Genomic DNA, 18350 nt, shown 5'->3' on the forward strand with positions numbered 1-18350 from the left:
TGATAAAAAGCTTAGAATCGCTGATAAGCTCAAGAAGATCGCTGATAAAAAGCTTAGAATCGCTGATAAGCTCAAGAAGATCGCTGATAAAAAGCCAAGAATCGCTGATAAGCTCAAGAAAATCGCTGATAAAAAGCCAAGAATCGCTGATACCCCAAAGAAAATCGCTGATAAAGAGTCAAGAGTCGCTGATACCCCCAAGAAGATCGCTGATAAAAAAACAGAATCGTTGATACCCACAAGAAAACCATTGATAAAATACCAAATATTGATAGAATTACTGTAATTGCTGATAAAAAAGTGCCAATTCACAAGTCAATTTCTGAACGAAAAATGGCTTATGGAATATACCAAAAAACTAATAATGTATAAAACTTATGGAAAATTCTAATAGAATATAGGGAATACAAGAATAAATTACCTACCTAATTGTGACATGAGTTCACGAATTGTTCACTAATGGTTTTTAATCAATTATTGTTTAAAAGTCGAAAATTGTAGAAATTTGGATGGTAAAAATGACATGGGTAAGATGGTATATTTTCCTTGTGGCAGTAAGGTTTGTCTGTTAATTTTCGGGATGGTAGCCATAACAATATTTGTACAAAATATGGGTATAAAACCTTTAAAACTAAGGTGTTACCACATTTTTCATTCCAGGTATTTCATTTTGAAATTTATTATCTCGTAATCTTATAATGAAGTCGTAGTCACGAATATTGGCTAATTTATCTAGGAGGTAATTTCATATGAAACAAAAATATAGTAAATGGGTTGTAGGCGCAGCTTCAGCAGCCCTAGTAGCATCAGCAATCGTACCAGCAGCAAGCGCAGCAAGCTTTTCTGATATTAAAGGCAATGATCACGAGGACGCTATTTTAGCATTAGCAGACGCTAAAATCGTATCTGGATACCCAGATGGTACATTCAAGCCGAATGCTGTTGTTACACGCGGTAATGTAACAAAGTTCTTAGGAAAATGGTTAGTGTCAGAAAATTACGAAATTCCTGCAGACTATGCAACAGAAGCTCGTTTCTCTGATTTACCAACAACAACATCTGACAAAGAGTTATTACAATATGCAGCACTTGTTAAAGATACTGGCGTATTCAAAGGCGCAAACAACCAATTAATGCAAGCTAATAACATGAACCGTGAGCAAATGGCTGTTGTTTTAGTACGTGCTATCAAAACTGTTTATAACGTAGATTTAGTAGCTGAGTACAAAGCGGATGAAGACTTCGAATCTGTTATCACTGATTTAGACAAAGCTACAGCTACAGAAAATCGTGAAGCAATCATCGCATTAGAATATGCTGGTATTACAAACGTTGAAAATATCCAACAGTTCAATCCTAAAAACTCATTAACACGCGGTCAATTTGCATCATTCTTAAGCCGTTCAATTGATAGCTTTGGTGAAGAAGCAACTTTAACTGTTAAAGAAGTTAAAGTTGTAGATGCAACAACATTAGAAGTAACACTTTCTGATGACAAAACACATAAGGTAACATTACCAACTCCACTTCCAGAAAACAAAGAAACTAAAGTAGAGTTCGAGATCGATGGCAAAACTTATTCTGCTGAAGTTACATATGTAACTGCGGTAAAAGTAAAATCTGTTGATGCAGTAAATGCAAAAACTTTAGCTGTAACATTCAATAAACCAGTTGAAACTGAAAAAGCTAAATTTGAGCTTAAAAAAGATGGCTTCAAATCTAACTTCTCTTCTATTACTTGGAACGAAGATAAAACAGTTGCAACAATTGAATTAACAAGCAAAATTACAAAAGGTGAATTCACTGTAAACGTAACTGGCCTTTCAGATGAAGCACTAACTGGTTCTGTGAAAACAGAAGACGAAAAAGTTTCTACTATTGATATTCTTGGTGAAGTAGCTCCATCAACTGGTGATAATACAGCTACAATCGGTTACCAAATTAAAAACCAATATGGTGAAGATATTACAAAATTAAATGCTTCATCTTTAACACTTTCTGCAGCAGGCGCTGATTCTGCAGTTGCAAATGCAGACGGCTCAATCACTATTACTAAAGCTGCTGGTCTTAAAGAAGGCGACAAAGTAGTACTTACAGTGATCCACGGTTCAACTGCAACTACAACAACACAAACTGTAACAGTTTCTGCTAAAACTGTAGCATCTGATGTAACAATTGGAGCTCTTTACAATAAAGATGGCAAAACTTTAACTGAAGATACTACTTTAGCAAAAGATAAATTCTATCTTCCTGTTACTGTAAAAGACCAATACGGTAAAGAAGTTACTGACTTAAACCGTCTAAATGGTGAGGTTCTTGTAACGAATACAAACCAAGCTGTTGCAACATTTGGTGCATTTGAAAAACAAACAATCGAAGGTAAAGATGTAGTTGTACTTCCTGTTACTAACATTGTAGCAACTGGTGATACAAACGTAATCGTTATCGCTAAAGCAACTGGTAAAAACGGTCAAGCAACAGTGAAAGTTGCTGAAGGTTTACGTGCTGATTCAGTAACATTAGGCGCACCAACAAAAGTTGCTACTGCTGGAGCAGACATCCTATTCCCATTATCTGTTTTAGACAAACAAGGTAATGCAATTAAAGATACTGCTGTATTAGGCGGTTCTAAAGGTATCACTATTACTGGTGGTACTTTAGTAGAAAAAGACGGTGAGCTTTATACAAAAGTAGCAGGTGCTAACGTAGTAGAAAACGCACCAGTAACTGTTGTTGTGACATCTTCAACTGGTAAAGTTGCAACTCAAACAGTTATCCCTAAATCAGCTACTGAACCAAAAGTAATCACTGGCTTAAATAGCAAAGTAAGCACAGCTATCCGTGAACTTGCTGATGAAAAAGTAGAAATTGCTGCAAAAGATATCGTAGTTGAAGACCAATTCGGTCAAGTTATTTCAACTGACGAGCTTCTTGCAAAACTTGCAACAGCAGGTTACACAATCAAAGCATTCACAGATGCGGATGCACCATTCACTGTAGCAGGTGAAATTAAAGATGCTGCTAACAACAAAATCACAGTAACATACAAAGCAGGCGCTACTAAAACAACTGCTAATGTAACATTCAAACTTGTAAAAGTTGCGGATGATACTGCAGTTGAAGCAAGCTCTTACTCTAAACAATTCTCAGTTGTAAAAGATAGCTCGTTCACTTCTTATAAAGTAGAAGATATCAAACCTATCTATGTAACTGGTACTGCAGGATCTTTTGCAATCCCAACTGAATATGGAAAAGACATCGTAGTGAAAGCAGTAACTGCTAATGGTGGAGAAGTTACACTTAAAGCTGGTTCTGACTACACAGTAAAATCTGCAGTTCTTACAGGCGTTGAAGATGGTAAAATTACTACTGATGATGCGGCTAAAGTAGAATTCGATAAAGATGCGAAAACTACAACTGCAAAAGTAACAATCACAATCAATGCTACTGGTGAAGAAATCGTGAAAGAAGTAACATTCTCTAACGTTGCTCCTAAAGTAGAAAAAGTTGCTGTAGTAGAAAACAATAAAGCTCAACAATACATTGATGGTGAAGCTGTTAACTTCGTAACAACTTCTTCTTACAATGTAGCTGCTAACTTCGACTTAGATGCATTCTTCCAATTAGCTGACGTAGTTGTTACTGACCAATACGGCGTAATGGCAACTGTTGCTGAAACAGGTGCAGATAAAGGTAAAGCTACATTTGATGGCAAATTAACTGCTGCTACAACATTAACTTTATCTAAAGTTTCTGGTGAAGTAGTATTCAGCCAAAACGGTACAGCTGCAGCATCTGCTACAGGTAAAGCTGGAGACGTATTCAATGCTCGTGTAAACATTGGTGGTCAAAGTGCAGAGCTTGTAAAAATTACAGCTAAACAAGACTTCAAAAACAACTAAGAAATATTTTATATACAGTGGAGGTTCGAGTTAATCGAACTCTCCACTGTTTTTTTATGGGGAAAATTATGGCGATGAATAGAGAAGCGAGAGTGACGGAAAGAAAAACTAGCGATGGAAAGAAGAGAGAACGACGAAAAGAAAAGTCGAAACGAAGAACTGAATCCGCAAAATAACAGATAGCATCTCGAACCGACGAACTTGGTAGTCATTAGATGAGACTTCATAGAGTGTCTCACCCAACTTTCGCTATAAAAACTAGAAAAACGAGATTTTTTATAATAGTAGATTATGAAATATTTGGATTCCCTTATACGTATTATAATAGTATGATAGACAAAATATGTTAAGGGGCTGAGCCGGTGATGAAGAAGCATACTTTATTTCAGGGGGCATTAGTTGCTGCTTTAGCGACAAGTGCGATTGTAGTAGTACCAACTGCACAAGCAACAGATAAATTTTCCGATGTTGATTACACGAAGGAATACGGTGTTGCGGTAAAGGATTTAGCAGAGCGCGGAATTATTAAAGGTTATACAGATGGCACATTTAAGCCATTCGCTGAAGTGACGCGTGGACAGGCATCGAAGATTTTGGCAGGTCTTTTAGGGTTGGATACTAAAAATGTAATGGATCCACAATTTACTGATGTAAAGCCGAGCGATGAATATTATGGGGCAATCGCAGCCTTGGAAAGTGAAGGGATTATCTCAGGGTTTGCGGATGGGAGCTTCGGTGTCAATCAAGCGATTACACGTGAACAATTAGCGCGAATGCTAACAACGGCATACCATTTAGAAACTACTGAAGTTGGTCAGACATTACCATTTAAGGATATTGTAAAATATTCAGATGCTTATTACGCAGTCGCTCCATTGTTTGAGAATAATATAACGAAGGGGATTTCACCAACTACTTTTGGTTTAAAAGAGACTGTCAATCGTTCGCAGCTTGCGTTATTTATTCATCGTCTTGAAGCTATGCAGGCTAAACGAGTGGTCCAAACATTTACTGCACAGGAGTTTAATTCAACTAATATTGATGCTTATTCTAACGATAATCTAGCGCCAGATGGAGAGCATGAATTTTTCCGCATTCTTCGAACAAATAACGATGTGAAGATTGAGGCGTTACGAGAGGGGTCTGGCAATTTCATGCTGATTGGCTACAATATTGATAATGATGAAAATTATGAAATAGTCGACATGCAAAAATATAAAATTGATGTAACAAAAGTAGATGGAAAATTACAAATTAACTGTCAGCCAACAGATGAAGTTACCCCGGGATCAGCACTGTTCTTAGAGCAAGATTTAGGCTTTGATCCGAAAAATATTCAGCTAACTACAGCTGCTGGACATGCTGTTAGTGATAAAGTTTTCAGCTATAAGCCATATAAATTTGATGGCTGGGAGGAACAATCGATTCCTAAGGGCGGTAACTACGTGCTTTCGTTATCGCAAGCAGGTGACTATATTGCGACTTTCTCTGATAATAAAGGACATTCGGTACGTGTAGGCATCCGTGCAGAATCTGATGGCTATGAATTGTATACAACATCAGCGGTTGAAAAAAACAGCACGTTCATTCCAAAAAGTGAAATTGGCTTTAATGTGAAAGATTTCAAAATAGAGCAATACACAGGTGCAATGCATGATTATAAAATAGTTGATGTCGAGCTTTCAGCAGATGGTATAACTGTAAAAAAAGTCGGAAAAGGTAATTCTATTTTTTCTGTCCGTCTAAATGGAGAAAATGGTGAGAAACTATATGTACATGGCATGGTCTATGAGGTAAGTGGTATAACAGCAATGAACTATGAACTAGCGACACAAGAACAGATGGAAAATTCATCATTTAATTAAGAAACCGGTAGAAAAGAGAACATCGCTGATAGAACCAGGTAAATCGCTGATAAAAATCGGAGAATCGCTGATAAGACCAGATAAATCGCTGATAAAAATCGGAGAATCGCTGATAAGACCAGGTAAATCGCTGATAAAAATCGGAGAATCGCTGATAAGACCAGATAAATCGCTGATAAAAATCGGAGAATCGCTGATAAAGCCAGTTAAATTGCTGATAAGCATCAAAAAACCGCTAACAACACAAAAGCCTCCCCAATTGTTCATTCGGGGAGGCTTTTATATACTAAAAGACAATATATTTCACGTAGTCTTTCCAACCAATCTCTTTAAAATCTCGCCATTCGATTTTTTTAAGAGGTATTGAACGGAAGGAGCGAGCTAAAATATTGCGTTGTTCATTTGCAATAATAGGTGTTCCAGCATCCATATAGCCTGTAAAGATAGTAGAATCTGCCGTTGTAAAGGCAACCTCGATATCTTCAAGGCGTATTTTGCCATTTTCATCAATCGTATAAACGCTATGTTTATTATTCTTTCCAGCCTTCACCCATGCGGACTTCACCTTAAGTGCGTTGGATGCCTGATTTACGGTAATAGAAGCCTTACCGACAGTTGAAAATGGAATGTTTTCTAGTATGTCATCCTGATGCAATATTACCTCATAGCTTGTAGGCTTTGGTAGCTTTGCTGACTTAGCTAGTGCATTTGCCCAAAGGGATTCATTATTTGTTGGTATCATTTGTTTTTGAAATACAATACCTGATAGCTCATTGTCGTTATGCGGTAGTTTAAAACTAACGGTTTGTCCATCTTCAACCTTTTGCCATTCATCCTCGGATAAGTAAGCTAACATAGACTTTTCAGATGAATAAATTTCAAATGTTACTGCACCAGCTTCTTCAGTGATTTTTGAGATGACACCATCTACTGGGCAAATAACACCTTGGCGCGCTTTAATTTCGCCAATTTGTGCATCTATTAATGCTACTTGACGATTGGTCTCCGCAATGTGACGGTTCAGTATTGCCACTGCAGTTGATGGAGAAGCTTGCTGACCTAATTCAAATTTAACAGAGACGTTTAACTTCTCACTAATTTGGTCGGTATTAATAGAGCTTTTTGGGTCATTGCCTTCACCGTATTCAGATTCTATGTCCGCTAAAGCAGATTCTAAATCACTTAATTCAGTTTCGTAAGCAATGCGTTCAGCCTCAAGCTTTGCTAATTCACCGTCAACTTCCTCTGTTTTGTAGGTAGCTAGTAAATCATTGGCATGTACTTCCTGCCCACGTGTTACATCTATTGCAGCAAGATTTTTCGCATCTGCTGAAATCGTATAGGTTTGTGTTGGTGCAACAATCGTATCCTTTTCCACCGTCTCTACACGATCACCAGGTGTAGCTCTTTGGAATTCATTGATAAAGTAGGATCTTGCTACTTTACTATCATCCTTAAATACAAAATAAGCATTTACACCAATTAATAACGCTATCACAAAAATACTTAAACTTGTCCAAGGTCTGGATTTGATAAAGCGCATCATCCTAACCCCCTTGTAATCCATTCTTGTAGTGGTAACACACTAATCATTCCGATAAAAATAGCCATTACTACATATAGCCCAATAATTTTTGCTAATAATGCCTTTCGATCTGACCATTCCTCCCATTTTGAGAGGAACGTGTATTGCACAATAATTGTTAATACTGTTGCTACGGTTAGTTGATTGATAGCAAATAGTACATAATCCTTATCAATTACTTGCTGAGCTATAGGTGCAAGTGAGAAGAAGGAGAAGTTTGTAGTGTAACCAACTGCATAAAATACAGCAAATAAAATTGTCTTTTCAATAAGTAAAAATACCATTACATAAAGTTGTACCTTCTGAATCCATTTGTAAGGAATGTCTGTTAATAGATGTAACAAGTATGTAACGCCATAATAATGGAAGCAATAATAGATGACTCCCCAGGCAATAACTCCAACCATTGATAGTAAACGGGCTGTATAGTATTCAGTTGGATGATTCGATGCAAATAATGTTGTTAAGCTCTCAGTACCCATGCCCCAAAACTCACGAACGATGAATAGAAGCAAAAAGAGTATAAAAACTGCGAAGGATCGCTTTTTATAGCCTCTTATTTCTCCTTGTTCAACAGCTTGGGTAAAATAAGCGGGATGCATTAAGCTGTGCCAAAATTTATATTGATAAAACATATATAGCTCCCTTTCTCGTAAATTAAATAGTAAAGTTGTAGTATACACCTAATTAATGGAAAATAATATAGTAGAAATGCTAAGTTTTTCATTGATTTCCCTCGAAAAAGAGAAAATTTAATCGTTATTTTAGACAATTATACAAAGCTTTTAATTACCAATCTGAGTAATGTTTCAACAAAATATTTCCTGGAAAATATAAGGTGTAAGTACATATAGAGTAGCGCTTTCCGCAGACGAGCGCTGATTCCTCTACGCTTCGTTTGTACACGAAAATTGCCGTCAGCTGCACCTATTTATTAGGTAGTAAATTTGTTCAGCTAAAGTCTATTTAGCATTTTTACTCGAAATTAGTCATCTTTTGCCAAAATTTCTTCCAGATCAATGCACATAAATCAATTATATAGTATCCTAACAATAACTTCCTATAAAAAGACTATTTAATCTAAAAAAATTATCTTGCTGTTAGTGAAGAGGATGAGCTTCTTTAATAGATTAGCTTGAAATAGGATAAAATGCACCGATACAAAAGGTAGCAAATTAGAAATAAATGATACATATCTATTTACCTATAAAAAAGAAAGGGTGGGCATTTTGAAGAAACCACTACAGGTTGGTGTAATAACAAGTCTATTACTAACTCCGACAGCAATTGCCAATGCTCAAGAAGGACAACCTCAAACAATTTCTCAGGCAGATCAAGTAGCTAATGTGAATGTAGCGGCAGTAGACACTAGAGCACAAACCATTGCACAATTTGGCAAATTATCTGTTACTTCAACTAATGATGAAATGGTGATAGCAAAGGGGGATGTAGCAGTTTTAAGTACTACAGACTTCAAACCCGATGAAATCAATTTTATTAAAGCGAAATACGAGTATGTTGTAGCTCAACGAGATTTATTGGCTAAATTAAAGACTATTGGAGCCAAAATAAGTAAGTTATCTTATACAAGTAAAACATTTGTTGATGAAGCTACAGAAGTTAATAAAGAGTACAATACTTTTTTAGGTTCAGACACTGAAGCCTATATAAAAGTTCAAAAGACTTTCGAGAGTGCTGTAAATGCAGCCCTTGCGTCAGCGGATGCTAAGGACCTTGTTTCGGCAGTTCGAGGTACATCAACGCAATACGGCTATGGAGTACAAGAGCGTAATGATTATTTCAAAAAGAACGGTGCAGATATTGAGAAGCTTTTAAAAATGTACAAGGATGCAGAAGATGTAGGTCAGGCAATTAAAAAGTTAGATTCTTTTATTGATATCCTAAACAACCAGTCATCCACTTCTACTGACATTGCCAAAGCTGTTACTGAAATAACAACTGAACTAAACAAGCTCACAGCTGATCAAAAGAAAATTATTACAGCCTATAATCCAAATAATGCAACGGTAACACCATACAAAAAATATACAGAAGTATTAGCCAACTTATCATCAGCTGATCAAGTAATTGCGAAAATTACAGAGCTGACAAACAAGAGCTCAGGGGAATTCGCATCTGCTACAAACTTTATTAGTGCAGTAACAGCGATTGAAACTGCCTACAATAAACTAGATGCTGGCTCAAAGAATTTAGTTACGAATTATGAAACGTTTAAGCTATTTAAAGCTGCCGCTGATATTTCCAAGCAAATTACAGCACTAAAACCGTCAAATAATGCAGATTATCGAACTTCTGTAAAGGCTATTAAAGATGCCTTATCAACATTAGACAAAAAAGATTTTGTAAAAAATAGCGCTGACTTAGACTTAGCTGAAGCAAATATAGCGGCAGCGCAAGAAATTGAGAAACTCATTGCTGGAATTGCCAATGCTTCGGACAAAATTACTCAAATAGAGCAAGCGCGTGCAGCTTACAATACACCAGTATCACCTGACGGGAAGAAAATAGATCCTGCCACAGTCAAAAAAATCGTCAACAATTTGTCAGAACTAACAAGCTCGGAAAAATCATATAAAGCAGTTTTAAATGTAATTGCGCTAGTGGAAAAGCTTGACCCAACTGTGAAAGATTATACTAAAAAAGCGAAGGCTGCGAATACTGCTTACCAAAAGTTAGATTCTGCAAAACGCGAATATGTGAAAAGCTATAAATCGTTGGGGGATCAAGTAGAGGCGATGGATATTGTGGCACGCATCATGGCTTTGAATCCATCGCAAAAAACATATACAGAAGCAGTCAAGGCGTTATTTGCTGATTATGAGAAACTATCACCTAACGGGCAAAAACTTGTAACGAATTATCCTGATCTTCAAATCGCGGACGGCTATATTACTACAGCTAAAAATTTCGATGATCGTGTTATCGCTTTAGCTAATGAGCCAGATGCTACGTTTGTAGCGAAAGTAGCAGCGATGTCTGCAGAATATAAAAAGATGGATAAAAATGCGAAAAAATTAGTAACACAATCCAAGACATTAACAACTTATGAGAAAAATAATGCCAATGTTGTGAAGGTTTTTAATGCAATTGCAGCTTTAAATCCAGCAAATAAGGATTATACAAAAAAGGTTTTGGCAGCGCGTAAGGCGTACAATGCATTAGACTCTGCCTCACAAAAACGCGTAACAAACTACAATCAGCTAACAGCAGTTGAAGATGTTGCTACATTAATAGGTTTGATTGAAACATTGAAACCGACAAGTAAAACATTTTTAAATGATTTAGATTCTGCGCGCAAAAATTACGATGCATTACCACCAGAAAAGCAAACTGCTGTCACAAACTATGAAAAGCTTGTCACAGCTGAGACTGAGCTGAAATCTGCGCATATAGTTATTGAATTGATAGACGCGGCAGTGCCTACTGATCCAGATTACTTAACGAAGCTTATGAATGCTCGCGTTGCTTACGATAAGCTAACATCAGGACAGAAAAAGCTTGTCTCTAATGTGAAGGTGTTAACAGATCGTGAAAAAGAAGTAAAAGCAATTTTAAATACTATGGTGCAAATCGATGGTATAGAGCCGGGCACAAGTAAATTTGTCAGTCAAGTAAACTCAGCGCGAAAAGCGTACGATAAACTGACAAAAGACCAAAAACTATATGTCAATAATATTGCTATTCTACAAAGCTATGAGCCAACTGCCAAAGTGATTGAATTAATTGGCAAACTAAAGCCGTCAAGTAAAACGTTCAATGCAGATACAGTACAAGCTCGAGCATTATACAATGCTCTAAGTAAGGATATGCAGCAATATGTCACAAACTACAATTTATTACAAGCTGCTGAAACAAGCATCTTAGGTGCAGGAAATGTACAGCGCATGATTGATGAGCTTCCGACTGTCCCGGCAAATCAATATATTAAACGTATAGAAGAGATACGTGCAGCATATAATGCATTACCAAAAGATCAACAATATGCGGTTGAAAACTATAAAACATTGCAAGAGCAAGAAAAAATTATTAAGCCTGTCATTAGTGTTGTCAATGAGATTGATAAACTTATGACATCGAAAAATATGGACAGCCAATATCAAAAGATTTTAAAAGCATATGATAATCTTACTGCCACTCAGCGTAAATATGTTTATAACGATCAGCTGCTTCTATCAATAGATAACGTTATTAAAGTTTATCAAAGTATTGCAGCTTTAAAGCCAAGCGACAAATTGTATTTCGGTATGATAGAATCTGTACGAAAAGATTACGATAGCTTAAGTACTACAGATAAGCAACGAGTATCTAATTACAATATTTTGCTTGAAGCTGAGAAAAATATGAGTGAAGTAAAGAAAGTTGTTGAGATTATAGCTGGTCTTAATCCGGCTTCTAGCACATATATTCAAGATGTAGCGAATGCTTCTGCTGCATATAAAGCATTAGATTCTAAAGTAAAAGGACAAGTTCTTAACTACGATACTTTAAAGAAAGCAGAAAAAGATGTAGCAGTAGTGTTAAAAGTAGTGAATGCGATTGGCGAGCTGGATCCAGACGCTAAAACGTTTGAAAAGAAAGTACTGGCTGCACAAAAACTATACGACGCACTTACTCTTGAGCAACAGGATTTAGTATATAATTACCGTATTTTACAGGATCATATAAGAACATTAGGTTTGTAATAAGGAGAGAGGGCAAGTCCCTCTTTTCTTTCTTTATAATAAGGAAAGGGAGCGTTAACTTGTCGACTAAGAAGGTACATAAAGCATGGGCTTTTGCAACTGCGGCAGTAGTTGTTCCCTGTGTTGCAGCCATGCCTGCAGAAGCAGCTGCAATGCCATTTACAGATATAAAAAATAGCGGAAGCGAAGCAGAACTATACAAGGCAGTTAGTGAATTATATAGCCAGGGAATTGTATTTGGGACAACATCGACTACGTTTAGTCCTTATCAAAATTTAACACGAGGGGAAGCGGCATACTTTTTGGCTGAAGCTCTAAAATTGGAGACAAAAAATGTCGTAAATCCTGGCTTCAATGATGTACCGACTTCTCATAAATATTACGGGCATATTGCCGCGCTTGCTGAAAAGGGTATTATCCAAAAAGGTACAAATTATAATCCAGATCATTTTATTAAACGAAGTCAAATGGCAAAGATATTGACACTTGGCTTTAATTTACAGCAGGCAACAACATTATCTGCGCCTTTTTCAGATTTTACTAAAGATGATAATGAAACTAATAAGAATATTCAAACGTTATTAGATTATGGGATTACACAAGGAACTAGTGCGACAACATTTTCACCCTATACAGATGTTCGACGCGGTCAAATGGTTTTATTCCTGTACCGCACTTTGCAAAAAGCTGAAGACGATTTCTATATTATTAGCGTTGAATAAATGCGAAGACTCACTCTTAGGTTATTTTCAATCTTAGAGTGGTTTTTTAAAAATAATAAAGGTAAAATTAGGTAATAATGGAATGTGGGTATCTCATAACTAAAGTCGGGTGTCGGATCGGTAGACCTTTAAACTGCGAATTAGAACGATGATATTGCTTTTATTCCCTCGTCACGTGGGCCATGAGGGAAATCAAACATGATACTGAAATGGATACGATCTCTAATTTGGTCGTTAGAAAAACATGTGGTGGCAAATTTGTTCCATTAGAGTACTATACATAATTTGAATGAAGGAGGAGGTAGCTATGTTTAAAAAAGTATCTAGTGTTGTTGGTATGTCTCTTATTTTGCTGACTACATCATATGCTGTGCCTCTGACAAACACATCTGAAGAAGTATTGGCAGCTAATATTGCAAAGGATGTTTCACAATCACATTGGGCAAAAAGCGCAATAGAACATATGCTAGAAAAGCATTATATGACAAATTATCAGGATGGCTTCTTTAGACCAGAACAACCGATTACTAGGGCAGAGGCTGCAGCTGCAATTGCTCGTTCCATGAAGCTAAAACTAGATACCGAGTACACTCCTGATTTTACAGACTTATCAGCCAATCATTCGTACTATAAAGAAATTTGTGCCTTAGTGGAATTAGGGATATTACAAAATGGTGATTGCTTCAACCCTGATGCACCTTTACAGCGTGCACAAATTGCCAAAATGTTAACTCTCGCGTATCAAATTGAAGTCGATTCTCAAAATCATAGTAAGTTTAGCGATGTTAGTGAGGGACATTGGGCAAAAGACTATATTGAATCACTTGCAGATGTTGGTGTTATTAAAGGGATCAACGCACAGCAATTTGCACCAAATCGATTGGTAACACGTGCGCAATTTGCTTCTTTGGTTGAAAGAAGTCTCGACTTTTCAGCGAAGATAACAAATCTCGAGGTAGCCTACGACTATTTATCCAAGTCTTATATTCCAACAAAAAATTATTCACCAACCATGTCTAATGATGTAATACGTTTAGTCAACGTCGAACGACAAAAAAGAAAGCTACAACCCCTAAACTATGATGCAGCTTTAACGCAAATTGCCGTTATTAAGGCACAAGATATGGTGAATCGACATTATTTTGAGCATGAATCCCCTTACTACGGAATGCCCTGGGATTTGGCAACATTATTCGATTATCCATACACGAGCTTAGGAGAGAATATAGGAAGAAAAATTCCAACATCCGAAGCTGCCGTCAAAGCATGGATGGCTTCACCAGCACATCGTGAAAATATTTTACGAGAAAATTACACAAATACCGGGGTAGCAATTGCAGTTGATAGCAATGGATATTACTATTGGGTGCAGTTATTTTCTAGTCAATAGCCTATGCGAAGCGGGATAGGGGATACCCGCGCGAAGCATAGGCGAATACTCGCGGAGCAGAGGTAAATACTCGCGGAGCAGAGGCGAATCCCCGCGGAGCAGAGGCGAATCCCCGCGGAGCAGAGGCAAATACCCGCGAAGCAGAGGCGAATACTCGCGAAGCAAAGGCAAATACTCGCGAAGTAGAGGCAAATACTCGCGAAGCAAAGGCGAATGCTCGCGGAGCAGAGGCAAATACCCACGAAGCAGAGGTGAATGCTCGCGAAGCAGAGGTAAATACTCGCGGAGCATAGACGAATACTCGCGAAGTAGAGGCAAATACTCGCGAAGCAGAGGTAAATACTCGCGAAGAAGGGTCGAATACCCGCGGAGCATAGGCAAATACCCGCGAAGCAGAGACAAATACCCGCGCGAAGCATGAGAATATCGGCGAAGCGAAGATGGGCGGATACTCGCGAAGCAGAGGCAAATACTCGCGGAGCAAAGGTGAATACTCGCGAAGAAGGGTCGAATCCCCGCAGAGCAGAGGTAAATACCCGCGAAGCAGGGGCGATTACCCGCGCGGAGCAGAGGCGAATCCCGCGAAGCAGAGGTAAATACTCGCGGAGCAAAGGTGAATACCTGCGAAGCAAAGGCAAATCCCCGCAAAAGGTGATCAAATACCACGCGAACCCCTTACATCATTAAGAGGAAAATTGGATCGTAAATGCTCATATTTAACAGTTAAAAATTGAAATTACACTAAATCTTGTAATCTATTGTGACAAAGCGTAGCGAATATTACAGGAATGTTACAAAAATCCCGAATATCCATTATTTAATACCCATATTTTAGCGCTGATAAACCACGAAACGTTGGTATATCAGTGTTTTTTTGTGCTTTAAAAACCGTTACACAATTGAAAAGTTAAAATAGCATCTTTTATGATAGTCTATTTATAGGCAAAAAAGTTCTGAGAGGGGTATACCGAATATATGAAAAAGAAATGGTTATTACCGATTTTTGCATCTTTCATGTTATTTACAACAACTCAAATAGATAAAGCAGAAGCAGCTACAGAATCTGATGTTACTGATACAGCGTCAAAATATTTAGGTGTTCCATATCTTTATGGAGGTACAACTACTAAAGGGCTCGATTGCTCAGGATATACATCTAAAGTCTTTGCAGATTTAGGTATTGAATTAAACCGTACATCAGGCTCACAATATCAACAAGGTACTGCGGTAGCAAAGAAGGATCTTCAAGTTGGAGATTTACTATTCTTCAATACTAGTGGTAAAGGTGTTTCGCATGTATCTATTTACATGGGTGACGGAAAAATGATTCATTCACAAACAGGTAAAGGTGTTAGTTACTCAAATGTAGATGATCCTTATTATTGGGGTTCTCGTTACATTGGTGCTAAACGTGTAGCAACATTTGATAGTGAACAAGCAGAAGCTGTTAAAGAAGAAGTAAAGGAAGCTGCGATTGACTTTACAGTTTATGCTTCTCGTGCTGAAGTGGCAGTGCAAATTGCTAAAGCACTTAACTTGGATACATCCGATAAAAATACGAATTTTACAGACGTAAAACCAACAAATGAACATGCTGGTGCAATTGCTGCTGTATCGAAGTTAGGTATCTTTGCTGGTGATGGTAGTGGAAAATTTAATCCATCTTCACCGATAACACGTGCTCAAATCTCGAAAGTATTAGTACAGGCCTTCGGATTAAAGCAACAAGGCAATGTTGTAACATTTGCTGATGCTCCTGCAAATCATTGGGCAAATGAATTTATTTCAATTCTTGCTTCAAATGGTATTGCAGAAGGTATTGGAAATGGTAACTTCGGTTACGATGAGATGTTAAAAATTTCTCAACTTCAAACATTTATTGAACGCGCACAAAAATAACAATAATAATCAAATTCCGTATTACTTAGACAAGGGCTACGTTTAAAGTAATACATTGCAAGGAAGTTCTTTTATATAAGTATAAATTGAGGAGAGTTTGCACTTGCAGACTCTCTTCTTTTTATGAAATATACCAAAAATAGGGGTGATGCCTAGAAAACAGTTGATTAGTTACATTCGTATGATAGTTTTGTCTGTGCAATTTTGCTAGAATGGACACGAGAACAGGAAGGGAGGAAATAAGACATTGAACCTCAAGAAAGTCAGTCTTATATTATGCGTCTTATTCATTTCAGCTTCTATGTTTACAATACATAGTGCCCAAGCAAGTGGTGGGTTTGTAGATGTTCCTAAAGATCATGAAGCGTATGAAGAGATCAATTATTTAGTTAGTTTAGGTGTTATTAAAGGATATACGGAAAACGGCAAAACGTATTATAAACCTTATAATAACGTAACGCGTGGGCAAGTTGCCAAAATGGCTGTAATTTCTTCAGGTAACAAGCCACTAGTTGTCAATAAATCAAGCTTTTCCGATGTAAAAGTCGGCACAGAGCTTTCAGGCTATGTAGAACGCGCTATACAGCTTGGTTTCTTTAAAACAAATACTCAGGGGCAATTCTTACCGGATAAGCCTTTAACTCGTGATGAAATGAGTTATGTATTAACAAAAGCCTTTAAACTTGATACAAGTGAATATCAAAATATCGATTCTCCTTTTGTGGACGTAGGGATTACTCATCCATATGTTACATTTGTGAATACGATTTACTATAATGGTATTACAAAGGGAACAGGTCAAAATTATTATCCAAATAACCAAGTGACACGTTCGCAGTTTGCATTATTTATAGCGCGTGCGAAAAGTGAAAAGTATCGTTTAGAGCTACCAGTTAAAGGTGTAGGTGTACCTGATACAAAACAGGTCATTGGCTTAGTTTCTGTAACAACTGACGGATTAAATATTCGTAAATCAAAAGATTCTTCATCTACTGCTAATATAGTAGGTACAGTAAACAAAGGTGGTAAACTATCAGTCTATGCAGTTGAAGGAGACTGGTTAAAGGTTACTTATAAAGGTGCATTTGCTTATATTCATAAAACGTATGCACAGTTTTTAGATGCTGACGGTAACGCATTAGGGAATGTCCAAAAGCAAGTTACTGCAACACAAAATTTAAATGTTTACGTAAAACCAACTTCTTCATCAAAAGTTATTACAACAGTTAATAGCAAAACGAAATTACCAGTTTATAAGACAGTAAGTGGCTACCATCTAACTGTAGTAAACGGTATACCAGGCTATGTCGTGGCTAATAGTACAGAGGACGTTGAAGTAGAAAAACCTTCTAATCCAGATCCAACTCCACCAACAGTTTCTGGTGATGTATTAGGTCGAGTGACGGTTGACAGTTTAAATGTTCGCAAAGACGCTAACTCAACTTCTACGGTACTAGGTAAGCTGAAAAAGGGCGAATATATTCAAGTAAACAGTATTAACGGTTATTGGGCACAAGTTACTTATCAGGGTCAAAAAGGGTATGTCCATAAATCATACTTAAAGCTACTAAATCAAAGTGGTAATCCATTGAAAAATCGAATTATCATTCTTGATCCAGGTCATGGTGGTAAGGACCCTGGAACTGTTTTAGGTTCTTATTCCGAAAAAGCTATCACATTAAAAGTCAGCACACTTGTGAAGCAAAAGCTAGAGGCTGCAGGTGCGAAGGTATATATGACTCGTACAGGGGATACGTATCCTTCATTACAAGACCGCGTTGATTTTACAAATGCTAATTACGGTGAAATCTTCGTAAGTGTCCATGTAAACTCAGCAGCAAATACTTCTGCACAAGGTACTGAAACATATTATGCAATTTCAACAGGTGATATGTATCAAGAAGACATTGATCTTGCGACATTTGTAAATAATCAAATCGTTAATAACTTAAATATGAAAAATCGTGGTGTTAAAGAACAGCAATACTATGTTATTCGCAACACGATTATTCCAGCCATCTTAGTCGAGCTAGGCTTCCTAACAAATGATGAAGACCGCGGTAAAATGACGACTGATAAATATGTTGAGTTATTTGCTGATTCTATCTACAAAGGAATTTCACAATACTACGCGAAAAAATAATAAAACGGGCTACATTGTTCAATATGAACGATGTAGCTCTTTTTTTGGTTCTATAATATTTGTTGGGGTATTCACATAATTCCACGCATAAAAAAAGCACAGATTCACCGATTTATATATACTTGAATTGTCGAGAAACAA

At 37.1% G+C, this 18350-nt stretch carries 11 protein-coding genes; 8 read left to right on the plus strand and 3 right to left on the minus strand.

The window, feature by feature from the left end; all coding sequences use genetic code 11:
* From ACMZ42_RS07785 to ACMZ42_RS07795, 3 genes are all read left to right on the plus strand, one after another.
* On the plus strand, window positions 1–286 hold a 286-nt coding region (locus tag ACMZ42_RS07785), incomplete at its 5' end, for a hypothetical protein (RefSeq protein ID WP_415731077.1).
* 463 nt (window positions 287–749) lie between these two features.
* Window positions 750–3902: an S-layer homology domain-containing protein gene (locus ACMZ42_RS07790; RefSeq protein ID WP_415731078.1), complete on the plus strand. Its 3153-nt coding sequence runs from the start codon at window positions 750–752 to the stop codon at window positions 3900–3902.
* Window positions 3903–4267: 365 nt separating this feature from the next.
* Window positions 4268–5767 (plus strand): S-layer homology domain-containing protein, encoded by a 1500-nt coding sequence (locus tag ACMZ42_RS07795; protein WP_415731090.1) that lies wholly within the window; start codon window positions 4268–4270, stop codon window positions 5765–5767.
* Here ACMZ42_RS07795 and ACMZ42_RS07800 read toward each other — a convergent pair.
* Genes ACMZ42_RS07800 through ACMZ42_RS07810 form a run of 3 tightly spaced genes read right to left on the minus strand, consistent with a single transcriptional unit; the run spans window position 5756 to window position 7987 of the window.
* Entirely contained in the window at window positions 5756–6034 is a 279-nt protein-coding gene (locus ACMZ42_RS07800; protein ID WP_415731079.1) for a hypothetical protein, read from the minus strand. The two genes, ACMZ42_RS07795 and ACMZ42_RS07800, sit on opposite strands and share 12 nt — an antisense overlap.
* A 19-nt stretch (window positions 6035–6053) precedes the next feature.
* Entirely contained in the window at window positions 6054–7310 is a 1257-nt protein-coding gene (locus ACMZ42_RS07805; RefSeq protein ID WP_415731080.1) for an HlyD family secretion protein, read from the minus strand.
* Entirely contained in the window at window positions 7310–7987 is a 678-nt protein-coding gene (locus ACMZ42_RS07810; protein ID WP_415731081.1) for a hypothetical protein, read from the minus strand. Before ACMZ42_RS07810 ends, ACMZ42_RS07805 begins: the two co-directional genes overlap by 1 nt.
* Before the next feature lie 594 nt (window positions 7988–8581).
* On the opposite strand from ACMZ42_RS07810, the gene ACMZ42_RS07815 reads away from it, so the two are divergent.
* From ACMZ42_RS07815 to ACMZ42_RS07835, 5 genes are all read left to right on the plus strand, one after another.
* Complete coding sequence (locus tag ACMZ42_RS07815; RefSeq protein WP_415731082.1) at window positions 8582–12055, plus strand: hypothetical protein; 3474 nt, start codon at window positions 8582–8584, stop codon at window positions 12053–12055.
* A 59-nt stretch (window positions 12056–12114) separates the two neighbouring features.
* On the plus strand, window positions 12115–12777 hold the full coding sequence (locus ACMZ42_RS07820) for an S-layer homology domain-containing protein (RefSeq protein WP_415731083.1): 663 nt from the start codon (window positions 12115–12117) through the stop codon (window positions 12775–12777).
* A gap of 307 nt (window positions 12778–13084) precedes the next feature.
* Window positions 13085–14167, plus strand: coding sequence for an S-layer homology domain-containing protein (locus ACMZ42_RS07825; protein WP_415731084.1), 1083 nt, complete (start codon window positions 13085–13087; stop codon window positions 14165–14167).
* Window positions 14168–15142: 975 nt separating this feature from the next.
* On the plus strand, window positions 15143–16066 hold the full coding sequence (locus ACMZ42_RS07830) for an NlpC/P60 family protein (protein WP_370078402.1): 924 nt from the start codon (window positions 15143–15145) through the stop codon (window positions 16064–16066).
* 247 nt (window positions 16067–16313) lie between these two features.
* Window positions 16314–18209 carry an N-acetylmuramoyl-L-alanine amidase gene (locus tag ACMZ42_RS07835; protein ID WP_415731085.1) on the plus strand — a complete coding sequence of 632 codons (1896 nt, stop codon included), beginning with the start codon at window positions 16314–16316 and terminating at the stop codon, window positions 18207–18209.
* Window positions 18210–18350 lie beyond the last annotated feature (141 nt).

The sequence above is a fragment of the Lysinibacillus sp. NPDC056185 genome, from assembly GCF_047737915.1.
GTDB lineage: Bacteria > Bacillota > Bacilli > Bacillales_A > Planococcaceae > Lysinibacillus.